Consider the following 18,407-nt stretch of genomic DNA (forward strand, 5'->3'; position numbering starts at 1 on the left):
GATCAGTCATCGTCTCGTCCCTCCGACGGGAACGACTCCTCCATCTCCGACCGTGTCTCCTCGCTAACTCGCCACCCGTTTACCGTCCCGAAGACCATCGATCGGAGGAAGTCCCAGTTACCGGGCAGGACCGCGAAGTAGGCGTGCACTGCGATGGCCGCCAGCACCCAGAACGTCGCGATCAGATGCAGCCGCAGCATCGTCTCGTAGGTGGCCCACCCCTCCATGAAGCCGAGGGCGGCGATCCACCACGCGGGCTCCATCGCCAGCGCCTTCCACAGCGCGAATCCGGTGAGAGTGAGCACGACCACGAACAGCCACGTCACGTACCAGAACACCGTCTGCATCGGATGATACCCGACCCACTCCGACTCGTCCTCGTCGTAGGTCCGGCGTGCGTTCTTGTAGCCCGGGATGTAGTTCAGTAGCCCGAGGAACGACAGCGCGATGACGAGATTCTCTTTGATCTGCGTGGGGGTAACGAGCAGCTTGTGTCCGTCGGCGAACTTGTGATACATCGGGAAGACGAGCAGCGCGATCGCTGTTATCACTACTCCACCGTAGGTGTGGAGGTAAAACGACAGCTGGTACCCGTCCCAGATGCCGACGTTGAGCGGGCCGTACCAGCCGGTCCAGAAGAGGAACCCCGTCCCGGCGACGACGACCATCAACACGACCAGCAGCCAGTGAGAGACGATCGACCCGAGTCCCCATCGTTTGATCGGCTCTTTATCCTCCGATTCGAGCGTCAGATACGGCTCGTAGCGAGCCGCCAACCCCCACCAGACGTCGGTGGCAACCGACCCGCCCGGCAGCCGTTCGGCGATCCTCCCGTCACCGGAGTCGGTCACGCGGTCCTCGGCGGGCTGACCGCCGTCGGATCTGACCGTTTCCGAGCCCGCCCCCGACTCGGTCAGCTCTCCGTGACGGTCAGTCATCGTCGACCACGGGGGGGTCCCCGAGTTCGCACGCGCCGGGGCCGCCCTCCATCTCCGGGCGTGCTGGCTCGATCACGGTCTCGTACTCCGCGCTCGGGCTCCGAACGTGGACCGCACACGCCAGACACGGGTCGAACGATCGGACCGTCCGCAGGATGTCGAGGGGGTGTTCCACGTCGTCGACCGGGTCGCCGACGACGGCCTCCTCCATGATGCTCGGCTGTCCCTCGCCGTCACGCGGCCCGATGTTCCACAGCGTCGGCGTGATGATCTGGTAGCGCTCGATCGTGCCGTCCTCGATGTCGACGTAGTGTGACAGCGCTCCCCGCGACGGCTCGAACAGGCCGACACCTTTGCCGGTGAACTCGGTCGGGAACTCGTTGACGAACGGCTCGGCCGGGTCGATCGCGTCCAGCCAGTCGAGCACCTGATCGCGGACGACAAGCGCCTCCTGGGCACGGGCGATCAGTCGGTTGAGCGTGTTGCTTTCGGCCGCACCGCCGCCCAGGTTCGCTCTGAGGTCGAACGGGTCGAGGTCGGCCACGACCAATCGAGCCAGCGGTCCGACCTCCATCGACTGGCCGTCGAACCGCGGTGCCTTCCCCCACGAATACGCGTCGTCCTTGTCCAGATCCGGCTCCGGCGGGGGTGCTTCCGTCGGCGGGCCGCCGGACTCGTCGGTGTACCAGGAGTACTCCGTGTCCTCGGTGATCCCCTCGACGACCTCCGCTTTGCTCAGGCGTTCGACCCCGCCGTCGCGGTACACGCCCCGCGGCAGGAACAGCTCGTCGGTGTCGGGGTCGACGAAGATGCCGTTGCTGTAAAACCGGTTGGGCCCCTCGCCGAGCTCCGCCGCACCCATCTCCGCCGCGCCGACCAGGATCGAGACGATGTCGTGCAGTCCCTCGCCGAGCGCCGGGTCGAACTCGTCGTTCTGGACGTTCTCGATCAGTTCGGGCACCGCGTCAGTCGGCCCGAGCCACCGGCTTACCTCGGCAACCCGGGATTTCACCTGCTGGATCGTCGAGGCGTCGGGCTTCGTCGCCAGCCCGCCGGGGATGTAGCCGACCGGGTGGGGGGCACGGCCGCCGAACTCGGTCAGCGCTTTCATCAGCTTGCGCTGGTTCGCCAGCGCGCTCTGATACCCTTCCCCCTCGAGCGGATCGATCCGGTCGAAGCCGGTGCCGGCGACGGCGTCGCTGTAATCCGGCCCGGCGAGCGCGAACAGGTGGATCGCGTGGTTCCACAGGTAGAAGATCCCCTCCGCGGCGTCGCGAAGCAGAACGGCGTTGCGCGGCGGCCCCTCGTACACCCCCGCGTTCATCGCGGCGTCCTCCGACGCCTTCGACGAACACAGTCGATGACAGAGGAAACAGACGCCACACACCATGCCGGTGAGCTGTGCGGCGTCACGCGGGCTGCGACCGATCGTGACGATCTCCGCCCCGCGGAACATCTTCATCTGGCTTTTGGCCTCGACGACCTGGCCGTCCTCGACCTCAAGGGTCGTTCCGTGATGCCCCTCTATTCGCGTGGTTGGATCGATGGTGACTTCGACCATTGTTAGCGCTCCTCGGATTCGTCGGCTGACTGTTCACCCGTCGATTCCGTGACCGTCTCCGCCTGCTCGTCGGTGTCTCCCGTCGCCGTCTTCGCCTCGGCGCGGTCGTCGACGTCGCCGTACCCGGTCGCCTTCCGGACCGCGTGGGCTCCGATCCCGACGCCCGCCGCGACGACGCCGGCCCAGCCCGCCTGTTCGGCCGTGGCCGAGCCGAAGAACGACTGGCGCTCGATCTCGGCTTCCATCGGCGCGAACCGGTCCCAGAAGCCGGGCTCCATACAGCCGATACACGGCGCACCGACGTTGAGACAGACGCTGGTGCCGTCGTTCCAGAGCCGGCTCTGGTCGTCACAGTGGGTGTACGGTCCGGCACAGCCGGCCTTGATCAGACACCCCTCGTCGCCGGGTTTTTCGGCGAACTCCCCGCGGTCGAAGTAGCCTCGAAGCGGGCAGTTATCGTGCACCAGCGGTTCGTAGAACGGTTTCGGTCGGTTGTACTCGTCCAGCTCCGGAACGTGGCCGTTCAGCACGGTCGCGATCGTCAACAGCACGTAGTCCGGATGGACGGGACAGCCCGCGAGGTTGACGACCGGCAGCCCCGCACCGGAGGTGAAGTCCGGGCCGAGGACGCCTCTATCCTCCAACTTCTCGAACTGGAGGCCGCGAGCCCCGGTCACGTTCGTGCCCAGATCGTGGAGGTTCCGTTTGTTCTCGGCGGCCGGCCAGCCGCCGAAGGAGGCACAGTTACCGACCGCGATCACGTACTCCGACTCGGGGGCGAGCTCCTGGACCCAGTCGACCATGGGTTTGCTCGCCCCGTCAGCGGTCTGGCCGACGGTCGCCGCCTCCGGGATATCCACCGGAATCGACCCCTCGATGATCAACACGTCCGGCTCCGTGCTCATCGCCTCGATCGCCGGAGCCCCCGCTTCGGGCATGATCGTCGGGTGGAACGTGACGTCGAGGCGGAACTCGCTCAACACTTCCTCGAGCGATGGGTACTGGCCTTGCAGAACCGAGATCGTACAGCCGGTACACGACTGACCCTGGAGCCAGGCCACCTCGATATCCCCCTCAGTTACTTGCTCAAACGCCGATCCGATTTCGGTGCTGTACTGTGTGATGACGGTTCCCGCCGCGGCTCCTGCAGCAAGCTGCAGGAAGTTCCGGCGGGAGGAAACGGTGCCGCCGCCACCACCTCCGGATTCGTCCGTATGTGATCGTGACATCGTCGTGGTGTGTACGGTTGGTTCGGTCCGTCGCGTCCGTCCGCCACTCGTTCGGTGTCGGTGCCCGACCCGTTTCGACACTGACACCGGAGTCGTTGTTCGTTACTACTCGACCGGAAGTACTGGAACTTCGTTCATGGAAGTCCGTGTTTCTCCGATGTTTGTTGGTTCCATACGAAAGATCTACATCATTCATAATTAATGCACCCCTGAATAGTACAGGTTTTATATATTAATTCGCTGGGGACGAAGATCGGCCGCCGTGGTTCGTGCCGGCGAGTCGTTTTCGCCTTGACGAGTCGTTTTCGCCCCGTGTGTTACACCACACAACGGTCACACGTAGAGGATGTGCCGATGGCTACCGGTCCGGGTTGGTCAGCGGCTGGTCCGTTGGCGCATCGAGGACGACGATCCGCCGACCGTCCCTGTCGAGGACGTCCGCCCGAACGCCGTACACGTCGGCGATCGTCTCCGGCGTCAACACCTCCGGACTCCCGACCGCGTACAGCTCGCCGTCGCTGAGCATCGCGATCCGGTCGGCGTACCGCGCCGCGACGTTCAGATCGTGGATCGCCATCACGACCGCGCGTCCCCGGTCGCGCTCCGCCGCGAGCACGTCGAGCACCTCCAGCCGGTGTCTCACGTCGAGATCGCTCGTCGGCTCGTCGAGCACCAGCGCCCGCGGCTGTTGAGCCAGCGCACGGGCGATCGTCACCTTCTGTCGTTGCCCGCCGCTGAGCTCCTCGAGCGGCCGGTCGGACAACGCGGCGATCTCCAGCCGGTCGAGGAGGTCGCTGACGACCTCGATATCCGCCTCGTCGGGACGCCAGGTGGCATGCGGGCGTCGCCCGAGCAACACCGCATCGAACACGCTGGTGGGGTATCGACCCCGCTCTCGCTGTGGCACGTAGCCGACCCGACGCGCGATTTCCGAACGGCTGAGCGTGGACACCGCGTCGCCCGACAGCGACACCTGCCCCCCGTCCGGGCGGAGGATACCGTTGAGACACTGCAGCAGCGTGCTTTTCCCGGAGCCGTTCGGCCCGACGAGCGCGACCAGCTCACCTGCGTCGACGGTCAGATCCACGCCATCGAGGACGGGAACGTCGTCGTAGGCGAACCGGAGACTCTCGACGCCGATAACCGGAGGCGATCCGGTCGCGTCCGCCGCGTCGCGGTCGGTCACCAGTACTCCCTCCCACGGATGACGAGATACAGGAACAGCGGCGCTCCGAGAAACGCCGTCAGAATCCCGACCGGCAGCACCACCGGATCGAACGCGGTACGTGCGACGGTGTCGGAGACGAGAAGCAACAGTCCGCCGACGACGCTGGCGACCGGGATCACGTATCTGTCGTCACCTCCGACGATCTTCCGGACGATGTGTGGCACGACGAGTCCGACGAAGCTGATTATCCCGACGAACGCGGTGACGGTCGCGGTGACGAGCGACGCGACGACCATGCCGCTCGTCCGCAGTCGGTCGACGTCGACGCCCAGCCCCGCAGCGGCTTCGTCGCCGGCCGACAACACCGTGTAATCCCAGCTGTTGTACACGAAGTAGCCGGTTGCGAGCAGGGCGACCGCGGAGATCACGACCAGTTCGGACACTCCGGGGCGGCCGACGTCCCCGAACGTCCAGAACACGATCGCGGAGACGTCCGACGGATCGGCGAGATACTGGAGCGCGGACGTCCCCGCGGCGAACAGCGACCCCAGCGCGATACCGGTAAGGATCATCGTCTCCGGCGTCGCCCGGGTGTAGACGACGAGAAGCAGGATCGCTCCCGCAGACAGCAGCGAGAAGATAAACGCCGAGCCGGCGATCAGATACTGTGACACCACCAGCCGGGTACTCGAAAGGACCACTACGGCGATCGCCGCGCCGAAGGCTGCGGCCTGGGATATCCCGAGGGTGAACGGCGAGCCGAGCGGGTTGTTCAGCACTTTCTGCATCACCGCACCGGCAACGGAGAGTCCGAGTCCGGCCGCGACCGCCGACAGGACCCGCGGGAGCCGGATCCGCCAGACGATCGTTCGGTCCGCCAGTGCCCCGTCACCGGCGAGCACTGCCACCACGTCGAGCACCGACAGATCGGCAGCGCCGGCGGCGATCGACCAGGCGACGGCCAGCGCCAGCAACACCAGGGAGCCGACACCGGCAAGCAGCTTGCGTCGTTTCCGTTTCCGGTATCGGACGTGTGGGTCTGGTGATGCCATGACGGACCGTCTCACAGGTCGATTCGCCCGTACGGCCCGAACGCGTCGGACAGCCGGTCGTACAGCTCCGTCCCGTAAAACGCCCGATACACCCGGTCGGCCGCCGCCGCCGGATCCACTCCGTCGACGGCGTCCGGGTACACGACCGACCCGACGTAGTAGGCGTTTGCCAGCATCGTCGACGGGTTGTACTCGTAGTAGTACTGTGGATGGACGCCGAACACCGACCCGTTCCGGAACGCGGAGAGTTCATCGAGGCCGGAGCCGGGGAGCTCCGCCTCGACGATCGCCAGGTTGGCTCGGTTCACGAACAGCGTGTCGGGGTCCCACTCGAGCAGCCGCTCCGCGGCGATCGTTCGTTTCACCGTCCCGCCGCTCTCGCCGTTCCCGCTCGGTGCGAGCTCCCCGGCGACGGACCGGACACCGAGCATCGCGAACGGAGGGAACGGCACCTCGGTTGCGGTCACCCCCTGGCCGCCGCGGTGGCTCACGGCCCCGGCGAACACCGACGGATGCGCGCCGGCGTCGGTCGTCATCGTGCTGAGCTCCTCACGGGTCGACGTCACGAACTCGACGAGCTCCTCGGCGCGTTCGCGACGATCCACCGCCTTTCCCACGGTACGCCACGCGGCGTACAGTGAGTCACGCCCGTCGGCGAAATCGCCCTGATCGACCCACAGCGTCGGCACCCCGGTACGGGACTGGAGCTGGGAGGCCCGCTCCGGCGTCTCCGTGGCGGCGACGATCAGGTCGGGAGCCGCCTCCACGATCGACTCGGCGTCGCCGCCGTGCTGTGGGCCCGCCGTCCGGAGCTCACGGAACTCGGGATGTGCGAGGGTGTACGGAGGCGTCCAGTCATCGTCGGCGTGTTCGGGATACTCGACCGCAACGACCCGCGAAGCCAGTCCGAGATGACACACCAGCCGGAGCGCCCCGGGACCGACGCCGACGACCCGATCGACCGTCTCCGGGAGTGTCACCTCCCTGCCCGCCTGGTCCTGTATCGTCTCGCCGTTCGTCCCGGTGGTGAGCGGTTCGGCAACACACCCGGCAGCACCGGCGAGTGATCCGGCGCTCAGACCGGCTAGCAACGAGCGTCGGGAGCATCGGCGCATGTTTGCCCGTACTGGAGCTACATCAACACCCAAAATAATACTTTTGGGCATGATCGTAATACTAGAATCGAGCCGCGATCTTCGAATCGAGGCACGGTCCTCGTCCCGAGCCATCACATCGGAGCTGGCCGGGACGGGGGACGGCTCGCTGGCTCCCTCGACCGGTTGTGTAACGTTCAGCAGGGAGTCGGTTTCGACGGATCGTCGCCGATTCTGATCCCGTGTTGGGTCACGACGGTGGCGACGGTGGGCGGGACCGACCAGACCGCTTCGGTCGGCACCGCGACCCCTTCGATCGCAAGCCGGACGAGCGTTCCACGCCCGCGTCGCGCGGCGACCTCGAACTCGAATCGCCGCGACCCGGCGTCAACCGCCGTTATCCGGAGCGTCGAGAGCCCGTTCGCGCTCTCCCACACGGTCGTGTCGACGACGTCCAGCGTGCCGGCTGGCGTGACCGTCGTGGCGCCGCAGTCGGGACACGATCCGTCGTGGGGCGTGGTGCCGAGGTACCCGTACGCAGTGTCGCACGCGAAGCAGTGTTCCATGTGAGCGTCTCAGCAGCGTTTTCTGATCGTCTCAGCGACGTGGCTCCGACCCGAGCAGCTCGGACAGGCCACGACGCCGTCGCCGTCCAGTCCGAAGACGTTCACGAAGCGCTGTGACACGTGTGTTCCGCAGTGTGTACACCGTGGCATACTATCACCCGAGCGACCCTTCCATTTCGAGTTCGACGAGTCGGTTGAGTTCGACGGCGTATTCGATGGGGAGTTCTTCGGTGATGGGTTCGATGAAGCCGGAGACGATCATCTGTTTGGCGTCGTCGTCGTCGAGGCCGCGGGACTGGAGGTAGAAGATGTCCTCGTCGCCGATTTTGCCGACGGTGGCTTCGTGTGCGACGTCGACTTTCGACTCGTTGATCTCCATGTACGGCATGGTGTCGGACGTCGACTCGTTGTCGAACATGAGCGCGTCACACTCGACTGCGGTCGAGGAGTTTTCGGCGCCGTCGGCGATGTGGACTAGCCCGCGGTAGTTCGTGCGGCCGCCGTCTTTGGCGATCGATTTCGATTCGATCGTGGATTTGGTGTTGGGCGCGTTGTGGTACACTTTCGCGCCGGTGTCGATGTCTTGCCCTTCGCCCGCGAAGGCGATGGTGATGTGGTTGTCGGAGGCACCGCGGCCTTTGAGGATCGTCGAGGGGTACAGCATGGTGGCTTTCGAGCCCATCGAGCCGGAGATCCACTCCATGCGGCCGTTCTTTTCGGCGATGGCGCGTTTGGTGTTGAGGTTGTAGGTGTTTTTCGACCAGTTTTGGACGGTGGAGTACTGGACGTGTGCGTCCTCGCCGACGAACACTTCGACGCCGCCGGCGTGGAGGTTGAACGCGGAGTATTTGGGTGCCGAGCAGCCCTCGATGTAGTGGACTTCGGCGCCGTCCTCGGCGATGATGAGGGTGTGTTCGAACTGGCCCATCCCTTCGGAGTTCATCCGGAAGTACGCCTGGACGGGCATGTCGACGGTGGTGTTTTCGGGGACGTAGACGAACGAGCCGCCCGACCAGATCGCGCCGTGGAGCGCGGCGAACTTGTTGTCGCTCGGCGGAACACATTTCGTCATGAAGTGCTCTTTGACGAGCTCTTCGTGCTCTTGGACCGCCTTGTCCATGTTACAGAAGATGACGCCTTTCTCCTCCCAGCGCTCCTGTATGTTCTGATAGACGACCTCGGACTCGTACTGAGCACCGACGCCGGAGAGGGCGTTCTTTTCGGCTTCGGGGATGCCGAGTTTGTCGAAGGTGTCTTTGATCTCGTCGGGGAGCTCGGTCCAGTCGTCGACGCCCGCGCGGACGTCGACGTCGGGGCGGATGTACGGGATGATCTCGTTGACGTCGACCTCGGAGATGTCGGGAGCCTCCGGCCAGTCGGTCGGCATCGGCATGGCGTTGAACTGCTCGAGCGCGCGGAGGCGCCGCTCGAGCATCCACTCGGGCTCGTTTTTGTCCTCGGAGATGACCCGGATCGTCTCCTCGGTCAGCCCCTTATCGGCTTTGAAGGCGGATTTCTCCTCCTTTTTGAACTCGAACCGGGCCTCGGTGTTCGTCTCTTTCAGGTGGTCTTGATTTGAGCTCATCGAACTGAACTTCGGATACTATGAATATAAATGTGCTGTACGGAAATCTATTTTAGTAACTACGTATGGTTTCATCTAAAGACCACGGTAAATGTCTGAGGTTTAAATACGGATTTTTTGTTGTGAATCTTAGATCGGTCGGAACACCCGACGGGTGTTTCGATCGACACGTCTCGATGTGCCGCCCGAACGCTCTGCGGGCGACGAATGCTTGCCGTGCAGCTGAAGTTCCTCCGGGTTCGTCGTGAGAAAGCTTCAGGTGCGCTGACGTGTAACTCGGCGATAGTACATGCTCCGTGGAGTCATCGAGCGCGCTGCCGTCGTGGTTTTGGTCGTCGTGTTCGCCGCGCTCGTGCTCGGCCAGGTGTTCGGCCAGCCGACGCTCATCGCGTACGTCGACTCCGGAAGCATGGAGCCGACGATAGACGAGGGCGACGGCTTCGTCGCGATCCCGGCCGCGGTGGCCGGACCGCCGAGCGAGGGTGACGTGATCACGTTCCACGCCGAGGAGATCGAGGGTGGCGGGCTCACGACTCACCGGGTGGTCGGCGAGACCGACGAGGGGTACATCACGCGCGGCGACGCCAACCCCTTCACCGATCAGGACGGCGGGGAGCCACCCGTGGGTGACGACCGGATCGTCGCCGAGGCGCTGCAGATCGGCGATACGACGGTGACGATCCCGCATCTCGGCACCGGGATCGAAGGGATTCAGGGCGTCGTGTTCGGCACCGTGGTCGGGGCGGTCGACGCGCTGGGGCTCGATGCGGACGTCTCGCCCGGCACGGTCGGCGTGTGGATCTTCGTGCTCGGCGCGGTGTTGTTCGTGGCCTCGTTCCGGTCCGACCCGGACGCCGGCCCGGAGCGCGACATGAGCCGGTCGCTGGACGACCCGGACGGCGTCGACGGGCGGACGGTCGCGGTGCTGCTGCTCGTCGTGGTGCTCGTGCCCGCGAACGCGGCGATGATCGTGCCGAGCGGGCCGACGGACGTCGTCATCGACGGCGACGAGGTGGCCGACGCCGAGGGGGTCGAGCCGGGCGACGCGGTGGAGGCGGAGTTCGACGCGCACAACGGCGGGCTGATCACCCTACTCCTCGTCTTCGAGCCGACGGACGACGACGTGGCGGTCGAACCCGACTCGCTCGGGGTACCGGTCGGTGAGACGGCGACGGCGACCGTCTCCGCACCCGCGCCCGAGCCGGGCGTCGAGCGGACGATCACGATCGAGGAGCACCGGTATCTGGTCGTGATGCCCGAAGGTGCGTTGACGTGGCTCCACTCGATGTCGCCGTACGCGGCGCTGGCCGCACTGAACCTGTTCATCGGCGGCGCGTTCGTCGGCTTCGTCGGCGGGCTGATCGGGTTCAACCAGGTCCGATTCCGAGACACCTCCCGCGACGTTCCGTTCACCGTCCGCGTGAAACGGCTGTTGCGGTAGCCGACCGCTCCCTACTTCGTGCGATCGTTCGACCTCGATCGACGCGGTCGGTAGCGGCGCACGCGTCCGTTATCGCGGTCGAAAACACGAAGTCGGTGGCAGGCGATCCGGGAGGCATGCCGGCCGCACTCGTGACGGGATCCTCCAGAGGAATCGGACGGGCGATCGCAGTTCGGTTCGCCGACGACGGCTACGACGTCGCCGTCAACTACCACACCAGCGACGAGGCCGCCGAGGCCGTCGCGGAAGCGGTACGCGACCGGGGGCGAGACGCCGTCGTCGTGGGGGCGGACGTGTCGGACGCCGACGCGGCCGCACGACTCGTGACGACGACCGCCGACGCGTTCGGCGGCGTCGACCACGTCGTCAACAACGCCGGGATCGACCAGCACGTGTACACGAAGCAGCTCGATGCCGACGACTTCGACCGGATCATGGACGTCAACGTCAACTCCGCGTTCAACGTGACGAAGGCGTCGCTCCCGCACCTCAAAGCGTCGACGGACGCTCCCTCGGTGACGAACGTCTCCTCGATCCTCGCGCACACCGGTGCGCCGGTCGAGTGCCACTACGCCGCCTCGAAGGGGGCGCTTCTCTCGCTCACCCGGAGCCACGCCGGCGACTTCGCGCCCGACGTGCGGGTGAACGCGGTCGCGCCCGGCCACGTCGAGACGGCCATGACCGACGACCGGACGCCGGCGGAACAACGCGAGGAGCTGGCACGGATTCCGGTCGATCGATACGGCCAGCCCGAGGAGATCGCCGACGCGGTCGCGTACCTCAGGGACGCGACGTTCGTCACGGGCGAGACGCTGAACGTGAACGGCGGAGAGCTGATGCGGTGACCGAGGCCGTCACGTGTCGCGGGCCGACTGGATTTACGGCTGCTCGCGACCGCGTCCGTCGCCGTCGGTGGCGGCGGAGCGTGCGGCGTCGCCGTCGTCCGCGATCGTCGCGTCGTTCACGCGTGGGTCGCCGTCAGTCGGCGGGGTCGGGGGGTCCGACTCGGTGCGGTCGTCCTCGGTGGCGGCACGCCCGGGGGAAAGCACCTCGGGCGGCGGGTCGTACACGTAGCGGACGTCGTCGTCGAGGACGACGAACCGGGGGCGCTGGTCGGCGCGTTCGATCACGCGGCGGTCGCTGTCGACGGCGACGTCGACCAGATCGCGGAGCGAGTCGAGCTCGACGACGGTGCGGTCGTCGCCGTCGGGCGCGCTGCCGGCGGAGATCCACTTGTCCATGTCCGAGCGCGTGCGCCGGTACTCGAGGTGGGCGCGCTCGTGGTCGGCGACCGCGAACAGCGCCTCGCGGCGGGCGACGCCGGTCGCGACCGCGCCGAGGAGGCCGACGACCGCACGTGGCTCGAGTTCGACGACAGCCGCGTCGCGTTCAGCACCGTCGACGTGGCGGGCGACGACACCGAGACCGTCGAGTTCACCGTCGACGTCGACGACCGCGACGCCGGCGACCGCGTCGTCGAGGCGTTCACCGAGGACGACTCCGCCGAGGAGGACGTCACCGTGCTCTCACCCGCCGACCTCGCGATCACCGACGTCGACGCCCCCGCCGAGGTCTCCGGCGAGGACGACGACGCCGAACTGGACGTCGACGTGACCATCGAGAACTTCGGCACCGCCGCGGGCGACACCACCGTCGAGCTGGCCGCAAACGGCGCGACGGTCGACGAGGACGTGACCGTCGCCGGCGAGGACGACGAGGTGGTGACGCTGACCGCCGACGGGCCCTTCGAGCCCGGCGAGCTCGAGGTGACCGTCACCGCCGCCGACGAGGAGCGGACCGAGTTCGTGACCGTGCTCGCGCCCGCGGCGTTCGACGTGTTCATCGAGGATATCCCCGATCCGATGACCGACGAGGAGGACCTCGAGGTCGACGTCGGGATCGCGAACACTGGCGACGAGGAGGGCGACGAAACCGTCACGCTGTTCGTCGACGACGAGGAGGTCGACACGGCCGAAGACGTGACCGTCGACGGCGGCGAGACGGAAACCGTCGTGCTCACCCGCGACGACGCGGAGATCGACCCCGGCACGCTGGACGTCGAGATCGAGGGTGACGACGGCGGCGAGGACGACGCGACCGTCGAGGTGATCGAGGCACCCGACGATCCGCTCTTCCGGATCGACGATCCGAGCATCGAGGACGCGGAGATCGTGCAGGGCGCGGACGAGATCTTAGAAGACAGTGGGAGCGATGCACTCGTAGTCGAGGCCGAGATCAACAACGTCGGCGACGAGACGGACACACAGGACGTCGAGCTGATCGTCGGCGGCGAGGTGATCCGCACCGAGGAGGCTGTCGACCTCGACGGCGGCGACGAGCCCCAAGAAGTCGAATTCACGGTCGACGCCGACGAGCTCGACCTCGGCGAGCAGCCGATCGAGCTCAGCACCGACGACGCGACTCGTGACAGCGAGATCCTCGTCAGGGAGGCGTTCCCGGCGACGTTCGTCTTCGAGGACCCCGACGACGATCTGGATATCGAGTCGGTTGCCGACGGCGACGAGGTGGAAATCACCGTCGCGAACCTCGGCGAGGTCGAAGCGGACACCGACGTCCAGCTCGCCTACGAGACCACCGTCGTCGAACCGTTCGCCGACGAGGTGACCGAAAGCGTCACGGTGCCGGCCGACGGCACTGAGACGGTCGAGCTGGAGGTCGAGATCGAGGACGACACGCTCCGCGCCGGCGAGTTCCCGGCCGTGCTCGAGGTCACGATCGCGAACGACGAGTCCGACGATGCGAACGACGTGGTCGGCGGCACGGCGGCCGGCCTCGACTTCGGCGCGCTCGACGAGGCGGTCGACGACGCCGGCGAGGACGACACGGTCTTCGTCGGCGGCGACGCGACGCTCGACTCGACGGCGACCGTCGACGAGTCCGGCATCACCCTGGAGGCCGTCGGTGGCGAGCCGACTGCGCCGGACCTCACCTCGACCGCGATCGCGATCGACGCCGACGACGTGACGATCGACGGGCTCGCCCTGTCGGCTGCGGATGCGGACGGTGCGACCGGGGTCGCCGTCGACGACGAGGCCGAGAACGCGACGATCCGCGGCGTTACGCTCTTTGCCGAGGATGACAGCGAGTGGGACCCGGCGATCGACGACGCCGGTACCGACACGCTGGTCCGGTACACGACGATCCGCGGTGACTCCGATGGCCACGGCGTGGTCAGCACCGGTTCGGATCTGGTGGTCCGTGACAGCGACTTCCGTGGAACCGACCACGCGATCGAGTTGCACGGCGACGCCTCGAACGCCACCGTACAGAACCTCAATCTGATCAACCACGAGCGTGGGCTGTTCGCCAACTCGGGCAGCCACGAACTGACGCTGACCAACATCGAGCGGAACGACGCCGCCATCGAAACGGAGGGCACGGCAGCCGAAGCGTACGTCTTCGCGCCCGACAACTGGTGGGGAAGCGCCGCCGGACCGGTGTTCTTCGATGATGTCAGAGACACTGACGAATTCGATGAAGATGAGGACGATCCGGAGGACGTGGCAGACATCCTCTCGAACGTCGAACTCACCGCCCTCAACGCGCCGATCGTGGACGCGGAGTTCACGATCGCCGAGTTCGAGGACGAGGAGTTCGAGATCGAGGAAGACGAGACGTTCGAGCTCGAAGTCACCGTCGAGAACGACGGCGGCACCGCGGGCGCGAGCGACCGCCAGGACATCGAGCTGCTCATCGACGGGGATGTCGAGGATGCCGAGACCATCGAGGAGCTCGATCCCGGCGAGTCCGAGGAGGTCGACCTGTCGTACCAGCCGACCGAGCTCGGTGAGTTCGACGTCCGAGTTCGCTCCGACGACGAAACGAGCGATCCGGCGGCCCTGACGGTCACCGAAGTCGAGGAGGACGACCCGAGTCCGCGCGGCGGCTCGCTCGACCAGGACTTCGGCGTGCCGGACGACGAGCCCGAGGAGACGCCCGAAGAGACGCCCGAGGAGACGCCGGAGGACACCCCGGTCGACACGCCGGAGGAGACGCCCGAAGAGACGCCCGAAGAGACGCCCGAGGAGACGCCGGTCGACACGCCGGTCGAGGAGACGCCCGAGGAGCCCGCGGAGTTCCCGATCCCCGGCTTCGGCACCGTCGTCACGCTCGTCGCGCTGCTCGTCGCGGCGCTGATCGCGGCCCGCAGAACCGAGTAGCCGACGTCGGCGCTCGGTCCACGCTCGGCGTGACCCGCACGCCGCTCGAGTATCGTTTCATTCGTCGCTCGCAACGGCGACGCGTCGGTGCCGGCCGCGATCGATAACGGCCCGCCCGTCAGCCTCGTTGCGGACGGCTTCGACCCGCAAGGACTCGCTTCCGATCGTGCGCTGCGTCGAGCAGCCGCGGATATGCACGGCTCACGGGGATATTCGGAACACCATAGTCCCGGGCGGATTCGAACCGCCGTCAATGGCTCCAAAGGCCATTATGATTGGCCACTACACCACGGGACTTCGCCTGCCTCTAACCCGCCCGCCCTCAAGTAGGTTACTTTCCGGCCCCGTCCGACCGCGCCGTCGCCCCGACCGTCGATCCGGATCCAACCACTCGACTCCCCGACGCGTTCGGCCAGACTCACCCTGACAGGGTGTTATGGAACTCTTGTCACGGTGTGTATGCGATGATCTCACGCTCGACTCAGCAGTGCGACGCTGCTTGGGTCGTGATCGACACCGGGCGTACGTCTCTTATTAGGGTGACTGGGTTGTTTATAAGGAATCATGTAAGGGGATCGGATTTGGTTTATAAGTGAGTCGCGGGAGCGATAGCTCCGCGACGAACGATCTGAAAGCCCCAGCCGCGACGGCTCGCGCGCCTTGCTGCGCTCCTCGGTCGCTCGCGGTGCTCGCTCCCTGTGGTGCTTACAGCGGCGGGCGTCGCCCCACCGGGAGACTGCGTCTCCCGAGCCCCCGCTCGCTCCGCTCGCGGGGATCACGGCTGCCCCTTTCAACCCCACCCGACCGCACCGCAACCGCACCTCACGCCTCCCCAGCCTCGTCGGCGGCTCGCGCGTTCCGCGCTCGCCGCCGCCTCCCTCGCACGCGCTCCTCGCGCCCTAGAAAGGGCGCTCGGAGGCGCGCGCCGACCGCCCGCAGTCGCCTGATAAACGAACAATGTTTTGCTTGTGGTTGCGGTGGCGCGCGCCGCGAGCGGGCCGCAGGCCCGTGAGCGAGCGCGCGAGGGAGACCGGAGGGGGCCGCCGAGCGGTTCCGGCGGCCCCTCCGGTCGAGGCTGGGGTGGTCCGAGGCTGCGGTGCGGGGCGGGACTGGAAGGGGCAGCCGCGAGGGCGACGCACGGCGAAGCAAGCACTGCAAGGAGCGAGCGAAGTGAGCGACTGAAGCGCGCAGCGAGCCGCGCGAGCCGTCGCGGCTGGGGCTTCCAAGTCGGTCTCCGCTCCACCGCTCACTTATATACCACTCCTCACCACGCTGAATACACCTTTATAAACCACACATCGATTCTCGTATGCGCAATATACGCCCGGTATCGATCGCCGCGATATCTTGGATCAAGCGGTTCTCCTGTCGGTGTGTGCACTGTGTTATGCGATCCGCCCTCTCAGGGCTGCTCACGCATCTTCGGAGAGGCGGTCGTAACGCTGTTCGAACCGCTGCAGACAGGAGCCACAACAGAAATGATACAGCGTGCCGTCGATCCGCGCCGACTCGCCTTCGGCCGTGACGGTGTTGTCGCACTCGACACAGTCGACGGCGAGGTCGACGTCGCCGACTGCAGGCGACCAGCTCTGCCGATCGATCACCTGCACGGAGAGCTCCGCGACGGAGTCCATCCCGATCGCCTCGTCGATCAGGTCCCTGACCTCGCCGTCCGCGATCCGCGCGGAGACGACCACGTCGCCGTCGGCGGTGAGAAACGCGTTCTCCACGCGGTCGTGGCCGGCAAGCGCGTCGTACACCCGGGTCGCTTCGGCCGGAGCGGGTCGGATGGTCACCAGCGTCTCCAGCCCGCTCGACAGCTCCCGGTCGTCGATCCGGAGCGTGAACCCCTCGATGACGCCCGCGTCCCGCAGGCGGTCGATCCTGTCGGAGACGGCCGGAGCCGAGAGCCCGACGCGGTCGGCGATCTCGCTGTACGGGCGGCGAGCGTCGGACAACAGCAGCCGAAGGATCTCCCGGTCCGTCTCATCAAGCGTGCGCATGATCGACGATTTCGCCGGCGCGTTTATAACGGTGCGGTCGACGCGACTCCGAGATGTGGGAAGCGACTACCGTTGGCGGCGCGACGGCTGTTATAACCAGTCCGCTTCGGGGTCGACCCGGCCGTCGGGTGCGGTTCCGTTCAGGACGGCGGCGATGTCGGCCGCGCCGCGCTCGTTCAGCTCGATGTACGCCTCCTCGCTGTACCACGCGGCGTGTGGCGTGATAATCGTGTCCTCGCGTCCGATGAGCGGGTCGTCCCCGGGTGGCTCCTCGTCGAGCACGTCGAGGCCGGCGGCCTTGATCTCGTCCGCCTCCAGCGCCGCGAGGAGGTCGTCGGAGTCGACGACCGGACCGCGACCGACGTTGACGAGCACGGAGCTGTCGTCGAGCCGGGCGAGCGCATCGGCGTCGACCATCCCGCGGGTCGCATCCGTCAGGGGCGCGTAGACGGCGACGTGGTCGGAGCGGTCGAACAGCTCCGTTAACGCCACCTTCTCGACGTCGGCGTCGGCCATCGTCTCAGCATCGACGAACGGGTCGTACGCCACGAGCTCCGCGCCGAATCCGGACAGCTGACGCGCCGCCCGCCGTCCGATCGGGCCGAAGGAGACGAGGCCGATCGTCGACGACGCGATCCGGCGGACGGGCCGGCCGGTCTCCCACGACCAGTTGCCGGCCGAGACGTCGTCGTCGTACGTCGCGATCGACCGGAGGCAGGTGAGAAGCAGCGACACCGAGTGGGCCGCAACCTCGTCGATACAGTAGTCGGGGACGTGGGTGACGACCACGCCGGCCTCGTCCGCGGCGACGACGTCGATGTTGTCGACGCCGACCGCCGACCGGACGATGACGGAGAGATCCAGCGCCTCGACCGCCTCGGCGCTGACGGGGCTGTTGATATCCGTTACGACCGCGTCCGCACCGTCTCCGGCCTCGATCAGCCGCTCGGTGGTACCGAGCTCCGCCACGTCGACGTCGACCGGCCCGTCGACGGCGTCGCGGAGACGATCGCGGTAGATATCAGGATCGATCATCGGAAACTCCGACAGTAGAACACGGGCCATGCCGCTCCTAGCGAACGCAACCACTTGAGTGCTGTTACTCTGCGATACAGGCCTCGAAACGTCGGTTTTCGATCGTTAACATCCCCGAAGATCGTGGTCGGTCCTGCTTCGCGAGGAACGTCGTCGGTCCTGCTTCGATGCGTCTTTGCGCCCCCGGCGAGTACGCCCGCGTGTGAGCGACGACGATCCGAGTAAACCGCCGATGCTCGTACTGCTCGAGTCGCTGGAGTTTTACCGAAACGTTCGCGTCGGGATCGTTGCCGGCGTTCTGCTCGCACTCGTGTTGTACCTCGTTCGGACGTTCGAGCTTCTCGGCCCGCTGACGGAAGTTCGCGAGTATCCGCTGTTCGGCCCGGATCTGTGGTTCCTGCTGTTGGCAGCCGTGTTGGCCGCGACGTTCGCGCTGCTGATCGCGATCGTGCTCACGGTCGCGACGGCCGTGCGGAGAGGACGAGAGATATCGACCGCGGAGCGGGAGTGATCGACCGCGGCACGTTCGTCGCCGGTTCGATCGGGCGGCGGTA

General features: G+C 66.5%; 16 protein-coding genes and 1 tRNA gene. 4 read left to right on the top strand and 13 right to left on the bottom strand.

Annotated elements, in window-relative coordinates; genetic code table 11:
• Positions 1-2: 2 nt before the first annotated feature.
• The 9 genes from ACYQ0R_RS00815 to sufB all read right to left on the bottom strand — a co-directional run bounded on the left by ACYQ0R_RS00815 (position 3) and on the right by sufB (position 9,193).
• The gene (locus ACYQ0R_RS00815) at positions 3-938 is read right to left on the bottom strand and encodes a cytochrome b/b6 domain-containing protein (protein ID WP_459820430.1); all 936 of its coding nucleotides are present in this window, start codon (positions 936-938) and stop codon (positions 3-5) included.
• Positions 931-2,499 carry a nickel-dependent hydrogenase large subunit gene (locus ACYQ0R_RS00820; protein WP_459820431.1) on the bottom strand — a complete coding sequence of 523 codons (1,569 nt, stop codon included), beginning with the start codon at positions 2,497-2,499 and terminating at the stop codon, positions 931-933. Before ACYQ0R_RS00820 ends, ACYQ0R_RS00815 begins: the two co-directional genes overlap by 8 nt.
• Positions 2,500-2,501: 2 nt before the next feature.
• A complete protein-coding gene (locus ACYQ0R_RS00825; protein ID WP_459820432.1) occupies positions 2,502-3,728 on the bottom strand; it encodes a hydrogenase small subunit in 1,227 nt (408 codons plus the stop codon).
• A 358-nt stretch (positions 3,729-4,086) separates the two neighbouring features.
• Positions 4,087-4,914, bottom strand: a complete 828-nt coding sequence (locus ACYQ0R_RS00830) for an ABC transporter ATP-binding protein (RefSeq protein WP_459820434.1) — start codon at positions 4,912-4,914, stop codon at positions 4,087-4,089.
• Positions 4,911-5,948 carry a FecCD family ABC transporter permease gene (locus ACYQ0R_RS00835; RefSeq protein WP_459820435.1) on the bottom strand — a complete coding sequence of 346 codons (1,038 nt, stop codon included), beginning with the start codon at positions 5,946-5,948 and terminating at the stop codon, positions 4,911-4,913. The genes ACYQ0R_RS00830 and ACYQ0R_RS00835 overlap by 4 nt, the downstream gene beginning before the upstream one ends.
• An 11-nt stretch (positions 5,949-5,959) precedes the next feature.
• Positions 5,960-7,063: an ABC transporter substrate-binding protein gene (locus ACYQ0R_RS00840; protein WP_459820437.1), complete on the bottom strand. Its 1,104-nt coding sequence runs from the start codon at positions 7,061-7,063 to the stop codon at positions 5,960-5,962.
• A 176-nt stretch (positions 7,064-7,239) separates the two neighbouring features.
• Positions 7,240-7,608, bottom strand: a complete 369-nt coding sequence (locus ACYQ0R_RS00845; RefSeq protein ID WP_459820439.1) for a hypothetical protein — start codon at positions 7,606-7,608, stop codon at positions 7,240-7,242.
• A gap of 9 nt (positions 7,609-7,617) precedes the next feature.
• Positions 7,618-7,758 carry a DUF7563 family protein gene (locus tag ACYQ0R_RS00850; RefSeq protein WP_459820440.1) on the bottom strand — a complete coding sequence of 47 codons (141 nt, stop codon included), beginning with the start codon at positions 7,756-7,758 and terminating at the stop codon, positions 7,618-7,620.
• Between the two features lie 4 nt (positions 7,759-7,762).
• Positions 7,763-9,193 (bottom strand): Fe-S cluster assembly protein SufB, encoded by a 1,431-nt coding sequence (gene sufB / locus ACYQ0R_RS00855; protein WP_459820441.1) that lies wholly within the window; start codon positions 9,191-9,193, stop codon positions 7,763-7,765.
• Positions 9,194-9,482: 289 nt separating this feature from the next.
• On the opposite strand from sufB, the gene ACYQ0R_RS00860 reads away from it, so the two are divergent.
• Positions 9,483-10,634, top strand: a complete 1,152-nt coding sequence (locus ACYQ0R_RS00860; RefSeq protein WP_459820442.1) for a signal peptidase I — start codon at positions 9,483-9,485, stop codon at positions 10,632-10,634.
• Positions 10,635-10,750: 116 nt separating this feature from the next.
• Positions 10,751-11,479 (top strand): SDR family oxidoreductase, encoded by a 729-nt coding sequence (locus tag ACYQ0R_RS00865; protein WP_459820443.1) that lies wholly within the window; start codon positions 10,751-10,753, stop codon positions 11,477-11,479.
• Positions 11,480-11,512: 33 nt separating this feature from the next.
• Here the strand turns inward: ACYQ0R_RS00865 and ACYQ0R_RS00870 are convergent, their stop codons facing one another.
• Complete coding sequence (locus tag ACYQ0R_RS00870) at positions 11,513-11,935, bottom strand: DUF5305 family protein (RefSeq protein ID WP_459825625.1); 423 nt, start codon at positions 11,933-11,935, stop codon at positions 11,513-11,515.
• Between ACYQ0R_RS00870 and ACYQ0R_RS00875 the strand changes: the two genes are divergently transcribed.
• Positions 11,915-14,815: a CARDB domain-containing protein gene (locus ACYQ0R_RS00875; RefSeq protein WP_459820444.1), complete on the top strand. Its 2,901-nt coding sequence runs from the start codon at positions 11,915-11,917 to the stop codon at positions 14,813-14,815. The two genes, ACYQ0R_RS00870 and ACYQ0R_RS00875, sit on opposite strands and share 21 nt — an antisense overlap.
• Positions 14,816-15,039: 224 nt before the next feature.
• Here the strand turns inward: ACYQ0R_RS00875 and ACYQ0R_RS00880 are convergent.
• From ACYQ0R_RS00880 to ACYQ0R_RS00890, 3 genes are all read right to left on the bottom strand, one after another.
• A tRNA-Gln gene (locus tag ACYQ0R_RS00880) sits at positions 15,040-15,112 on the bottom strand.
• 1,115 nt (positions 15,113-16,227) lie between these two features.
• Positions 16,228-16,818 carry a winged helix-turn-helix transcriptional regulator gene (locus ACYQ0R_RS00885; RefSeq protein ID WP_459820445.1) on the bottom strand — a complete coding sequence of 197 codons (591 nt, stop codon included), beginning with the start codon at positions 16,816-16,818 and terminating at the stop codon, positions 16,228-16,230.
• 90 nt (positions 16,819-16,908) lie between these two features.
• Positions 16,909-17,883 carry a C-terminal binding protein gene (locus tag ACYQ0R_RS00890; protein WP_459820446.1) on the bottom strand — a complete coding sequence of 325 codons (975 nt, stop codon included), beginning with the start codon at positions 17,881-17,883 and terminating at the stop codon, positions 16,909-16,911.
• A gap of 172 nt (positions 17,884-18,055) precedes the next feature.
• Here ACYQ0R_RS00890 and ACYQ0R_RS00895 point away from each other — a divergent pair, with 172 nt between their 5' ends.
• Positions 18,056-18,364, top strand: coding sequence for a DUF7536 family protein (locus ACYQ0R_RS00895; protein WP_459820447.1), 309 nt, complete (start codon positions 18,056-18,058; stop codon positions 18,362-18,364).
• The last annotated feature ends 43 nt before the right edge of the window (positions 18,365-18,407 follow it).

Source organism: Halorubrum luteum (genome assembly GCF_054652935.1).